Below are 5,655 nucleotides of genomic sequence, written 5' to 3'. Positions count from 1 at the left end.
TTGGAGCCCTTGGAGCCGCGCCCGGTGTACCTCCACGCGCGCGGCACGACGCCGTTGCCGAGTTCGGTGGCCTTGTAGGACTGGTGGGAGACGAAACCATCCACGGGAGTGCCCAGGCGCTTTTGGAGGGCCTTCCAGGTGGCTTCCCCGGCGCGGCCGTCAGCGGTGACGCCGAGGATGCCCTGGAGGGCCTTCACGGTCTCGCGGCCAAGCCTCCCGTCCTCTGCCACCTTCTTAGGCTTGGCGGGGGTGGGCTTGCTGGTGCCGCCACTGGGGACGACAGCCTTCCCGGTGCGGGCCGCCTTGTCCACGGCGTCCAGGTGCGGGAGATAGTCACCCGGGCACTGTGTGGACGTCCAGTGGGAGTGCGGGTAGATCGGCAGGTCGCCGTGACGAGACCGAATATCCGCGATGAGCGCCGCGAGGACCGGGAGAGTGCCGGGCACGTCGTTCGGGTCGCACTCAATGGTGATCGAGGAAGAGTTTCCGTCCGCGTTACCGTTGGCCCAGGACCGGTGATCCTCGTCCACGATCCGCGCCACCCGCGACGGGTTGATGACGTAGTGCGCCGACACTTGGGCCTTCGGGTCGCACAGCCAGTTCACGATCCCGTCGAAAGACTGCCCGGACGGGGTCCCCCACCAGTGCACGGTTACGGACGTGATGCTGTGCCCGCGCCGGTCCGTGTTCTTATTCGGGGACGTCTTGCTGGTCTCGACCTCAGGGAGGGCAGGCAGGTCACTGGACGGTGCCGGGACAGGCTTCGAGGTGCCGCCCGCAGGCCCAGACGGTGCCGGAGCGACGCTACCTTTTCCCCCCAGGATCGCCTTCACCGTCGCGGGGCCAGCCTTCCCGTCCACGTCGAGCCCGTTGGCCTTCTGGAACGCCTTCACCGCGGCGACGAAGCCCTTCCCGGGCTTCCCGTCGGCCTCGATCCCGAGCTTCTTCTGCATCCCTGCCACGTTCGGCAGGCCCTCGGACCGGAACTGGTCCCGACCCGGGTTCAGGTACGAGAAGTGCCACGGCTCCGACGGGACGTCGTTGACCCACCCGAACCGGCCCGCGTTGGCCTTGAGCCACGTCTGAATCGGGCCTGGATGGATGTCGACCGCGAGGCCGTTACCGTGATTCGAGTAGCCCGGCGACGCGGTCAGCGGACGGCCCGGCTTCTTCGCCCACGTGGACCCGCCGTAGGAGCGGTCCGACGACAGCGAGCGGCCACGAGAGACGCGCGTGTAGTTCAGCTTGAGCATCGCCACCTGGTCATCGAACGACCGGTATGCCGACCACACCGAGAAGTTTGTGTTCGTGTCGGCGACGGCGCGGAGCATCATCCGGACTAGAGACGCATATGCGCTACTGGTGAGATATTCGGTTTCGCGCTTGTTTGAGAAAACCTTGGGGAGCGCCGCAAGGTTCGACTTGCTGATGCGCCCATTGGCGTTAGCCATGCGTACCCCTTCCCGCCGCGGAGAGTCGTGGCAGTGGTGTATGATATGATTAGAAGCAAGCGCCACGAGGGCGCACAAAATAGGAGGAACAATTGCCCCAGGACACGTGCTCCATCGATGGATGCAAGAACCGGATCAAGAACCGCACCAACCGCTGGTGCCACGCCCACTACTACCGCTGGCGCAAACACGGCGACCCCCGCCACGGCGGCCCCATCAACCACGCCCACAAGAACCCTGAGGATGCGTTTGCGGCGCGCACGGAACGACGCGGCGACTGCCTGATCTGGACCGGCTCAAAAAACGATCGGGGATACGGAAAGCTGAGCGTGAGCGGGAGGCTCATGTACGCGCACGTCTACGCCTGGGCCCGAGCCAACGGGCCAGTTCCTGAAGGCTTCGACGTTGACCACCGCTACCACTGCGACAAGCTCTGCTGCGAGGTCTCGCACCTTCGGGCAGCGAACCGCAGCAACAACCTCTCGAACCGGAGCGGCGCGATGGCAGGACGCATTAACAGCCTCCCACGCAATGTGTACCCCTCTAAGAACCGCTTCTACGTGAAAATGCAGAAGGCGGGGGTTGTCCACCAGTTCGGCTCGTATGCCACCGTGGAGGAGGCGTCGCTGGTCGCGGAGAGCGCCCGCCAAGAGCTGTTCGGGGAATACGCGGGCCGCGGCTGACTTGCCGCACGAAACACTTGTCGCCCCGCCAGCTTGCCGTTCGCCGCCATGGCTCCTCCTTAAAAGTGTTTTCGGGCACGACGAGGGGCCCCAACACAAACTGTTGAGGGCCCCGCTCGTGTGTGTTAGTCGCGTGTCTGGTGGTTGTCAGTCAGCGGAGAGCTGCACAGCGAGTACTCCCCATCCGTCACCGGACGATACGTAGGCCGTCCCGTTTTGCACCCATACCGCGTAGGTGATAGAGGTGTTGGGCGGGATTCGCAGTGCCGCGACGAGTGGGATGGAGTGGGGTTGCCCGTCCTCGGTGATCCGGCCCTTGGACAGGACGTCGCCGACCGCTCCGTCGTAGGTGCCAAGGTAGAGGTTGCTGTCTCCCGAGCCGTCGTTCCTGGCGTAGACAGTCCCCGAGGCGGTGCCGACACGCGGGTACGGGGCGGCCGGGATTGAGACCTGCAGAATCGGTTCCTTGGTCGCCGCCGGGTCTCCGCCCTGCGTGTCGGCGTCCGAGTAGAGTTCTGCACGGCCGTCAGGGAATGGGATCCCGAGGTGACTGCAGAGCAGATGCGCGAGCACCCGGTTTCCGGCATCGTTCAGGTGCACGTTGTCGGTATATACCAGGCTCCACGGGTCACTGCCGGGGACGCCCATCGACGCGAAATCGCCGGACAGGTCAAGCACGTCGATGCGCTCGGGATCGGTCTCACGGAGCGCATGCAGCGCCTCGGTGTAGTCCTCCCAGGCGTGCGTCGCACCCGACATGTCGTTGCGGCCGTGCTGGACGACGTACAGGTGAACCGTGTCTGGTGACACGTCACGCAGTTGGTCCAGCCAATCTTCGAGATTGGTCCGGTACGTGTCCGGGTCCTGCTGGTCGTAGTAGTCGTTCGATCCGACCGCATGCACCATGACGACAGGCTTGATCTGGCCGACGGCCGTCACCTTGGCGGCAGTCAGGTAGTCGTGCGAGCGGGTGTTGCCCTTCGAATACTGAAAGACTGCGACTCCGCTCGACGGCACGGAGGGGGATGACGTCGAGTCCGTGATGCCCGCGCCGAGGTAGTTGGCGATCCGGTTCACGACGCGATGGTCATCGTCCGTGGGGCGTCCACCAAACATTGTCGATGAACCCGTGAACACGAGCGCTGCACCTGCCGAGCGTTGACGCGCGAGGGCACGACGGAGCGCGGCGCGGGCCAGGGGCTCGGTCGCCCGCTCGTCGAGGGCCTCGCCCAGGCCGTCAACGTCGCCTATCTCGTGCGTGTGGGACGCATCGGCCTTAGTATCAAGGTCGGTGCTGGTGGCGTAGTCGCCCGCAGGCTGGTAGTCGCCCGCAGGCTGCAACCCGTCGAGCGCCTCCTGCAGGCCATCAACGTCGCCAACCTCATGCGTATGAGACACGTCGGCCTTGCCGTCAAGGGCACCCCCCAGCCCGTCCACCTCGTCAAGAGCGTGCGTATGCTCCGAGGGAGTGAACGTGTCGGGCTTACGGGAGATGATGTCCCACGTGATCTCGTCGGGAAGCTGCGCCTGCGCGAACTCCTCTTCGGTGCCTTCGTAGCCCTGCTCAACCGCGTAATCGTAAGCCGACTTTCCGGGCGGCCCGGCGACCACCTCTACGGGGCTCCCGGTGATCGGGATCAGGTCCCCGGACGTGAGGTGCACCCCCTCCTCGGGGGCCTTAAACGTGATTGGCTTGATCGACGCCCCGGCGATATCGAAGGTTGCCTTCCAGCCCCAATCCTTCACGCCCGTCTCGGCATCCGTCGAGAGAATGCGGGGCGGGCCCGGATCGTCCTCGTCAACAATGATCTCGCCGTCGAAAATCCGCGCCTCCACCGGGGCGATCCCGATCCATGCGCCACCAGCCTTCACGGCCTTCGCGGTCGCCTCGAAACGCACCGTGCCCGACGCTAGACGAATATCCGGATAGTCGTCCTCGTCCGGCCCGTCCTCGTGCGCGAACGCGAAATGCCCAGTGATCGTGGAGCCAGGCAACTCCAGGTCATCAAACCACGCCATCAGCTGCCCTCCACTCGCGTCCAACCGTTCTCGACAGACGGGGGACCGACACACGAGCCACGATCCAAACGCCACACCGCGCCATCCAGCTCCCGAACGTCACCCTTCACGCACAGCTCTGTGGTATCCACCGGGGCCACATACTCCGCGCCCCGCTCCGGGGCAGTCAGAACACCACTTTCGCGGGCAGTCTTGATCGCGTCACCCACCTGGACCCGCACCGCTTCAATCGACTGCCGACGCGCGAGCAGCCGCTCCAGCTCCTCGATAAGGTCAACGATTTCCTGATCCGTCAAACCATCAAAATCCATTACTTCGCCTCCCACTCGATGCCGTCCAGGCTGATCCAATACATATCCCGGCCGACCTGTGCGGTCACGGACCCGGTGTTCGATATCTCGACCGCCGCATGCTGTGCCGACGAGCCGCCACCCGCAACGATGAAACGTTGCGTCTCCGCCGGTGCGTCACCATCAGCGACAGACCCGGACCAAATCTGGTAGCCGCTCATGTTCGAGGCACGGAACGGGTTCCCAGACACAAGCTCGACACGCCCACGAAAACGGCGAGTCTTACCGCGCCGCCCAATCGCCCGCGTAAAACCATGCGTCGGAGACCGGTACGTCCCGGTGTCACTCCGAGTGGACCAAATGAACCGGCCATCCGCAGGATCGTAAATCTTCTTCCAGAACCACTCATCGTCCGCATCCTCGCCAGACGGGTCCGAGTTCATCGACATAAAGATTGCGGAGTTATCGCTGTTCCGGCCGTTGTGAACAATCGCGAGCGTCCCCCACAGGGTCTTATCTGCGGGCGGCATGTCAGCCTCGCGCGCGTAAACCTGAACCGGGGCGACACGAGGCCGAACCATCCGCACAGCCGCGTCCGTGAGAAGCTGATCCGACTCGCGGCGCACCTCGTACAGGGTAAGATAATTCTTGCCCTGCGAATCGTCCAGCTCCGTAACGACCTTCGCCTCCACCGGCATATCGGTGCGCAACGGGTCATATTCCAGCACGACATAATATGTCGTCGCAGACGTGACCGGCGGGAACTCCAGCTCTAGGTCATCTTCCAACCTGTGATAGAAGCCGTTCAGGATTGCCGCCGAATACGTTTTGCCGTCCTGCCGCTTCGCTGCCTGCAACACACCCGTGCTCGTGCTATTGCTAAGGTTTTTCAGCCGGTACGGAAAGCCGCCCTCGTCCAGAATACCGTCGCCGATGCCGAGTGTTACGGACTGCCACTGGTCGGCATCCATCGGCTGTTCCACGATCGGGAACGACTGCTGTTCGTCAGCCATCACCGCACCTCTATTCCGCGCACGCGCGCATCTAAATCCCTAATCTTTTTGACCCACGCGGGAACCTTGTCATCCGCCTGGTCGTGGTCACCTAGCGTCAACGACGCGGTGCGGCCATGCCCGTCCCAGGACAGCTCCACCGCCCGCACAGGCTCCGCGATCGTTGCAGGGCCAAGCTCCACCGTCACGGTGTCGCCCA

Annotated in this window: 6 protein-coding genes; 1 reads left to right on the top strand and 5 read right to left on the bottom strand. The window is 64.1% G+C overall.

Going from position 1 to position 5,655, the window contains the following annotated elements; genetic code table 11:
- Nucleotides 1-1,451, bottom strand: a 1,451-nt coding sequence (locus tag M7H19_RS03140) for a peptidoglycan-binding protein (RefSeq protein WP_298176885.1), incomplete at its 3' end; no start/stop codon positions are given.
- Between the two features lie 92 nt (nt 1,452-1,543).
- On the opposite strand from M7H19_RS03140, the gene M7H19_RS03135 reads away from it, so the two are divergent.
- Nucleotides 1,544-2,134 (top strand): HNH endonuclease signature motif containing protein, encoded by a 591-nt coding sequence (locus M7H19_RS03135; RefSeq protein WP_298176883.1) that lies wholly within the window; start codon nt 1,544-1,546, stop codon nt 2,132-2,134.
- A gap of 147 nt (nt 2,135-2,281) precedes the next feature.
- Here the strand turns inward: M7H19_RS03135 and M7H19_RS03130 are convergent, their stop codons facing one another.
- The 4 genes from M7H19_RS03130 to M7H19_RS03115 form a co-directional block, all read right to left on the bottom strand.
- A complete protein-coding gene (locus M7H19_RS03130) occupies nt 2,282-4,153 on the bottom strand; it encodes a GDSL-type esterase/lipase family protein (RefSeq protein WP_298176881.1) in 1,872 nt (623 codons plus the stop codon).
- Nucleotides 4,153-4,464 carry a hypothetical protein gene (locus M7H19_RS03125; RefSeq protein ID WP_298176879.1) on the bottom strand — a complete coding sequence of 104 codons (312 nt, stop codon included), beginning with the start codon at nt 4,462-4,464 and terminating at the stop codon, nt 4,153-4,155. Before M7H19_RS03125 ends, M7H19_RS03130 begins: the two co-directional genes overlap by 1 nt.
- Nucleotides 4,464-5,456: a hypothetical protein gene (locus M7H19_RS03120; RefSeq protein WP_298176877.1), complete on the bottom strand. Its 993-nt coding sequence runs from the start codon at nt 5,454-5,456 to the stop codon at nt 4,464-4,466. Before M7H19_RS03120 ends, M7H19_RS03125 begins: the two co-directional genes overlap by 1 nt.
- The coding region (locus M7H19_RS03115) for a hypothetical protein (RefSeq protein WP_298176876.1) at nt 5,456-5,655 on the bottom strand (200 nt) is incomplete at its 5' end. The genes M7H19_RS03120 and M7H19_RS03115, both read right to left, overlap by 1 nt.

This window comes from Saccharomonospora sp. (assembly GCF_027317685.1).
Taxonomy (GTDB): domain Bacteria; phylum Actinomycetota; class Actinomycetes; order Mycobacteriales; family Pseudonocardiaceae; genus Saccharomonospora.
Note: the sequence above shows the minus strand (reverse complement) of the source record. Positions and strands in the feature narration are given on the sequence as shown.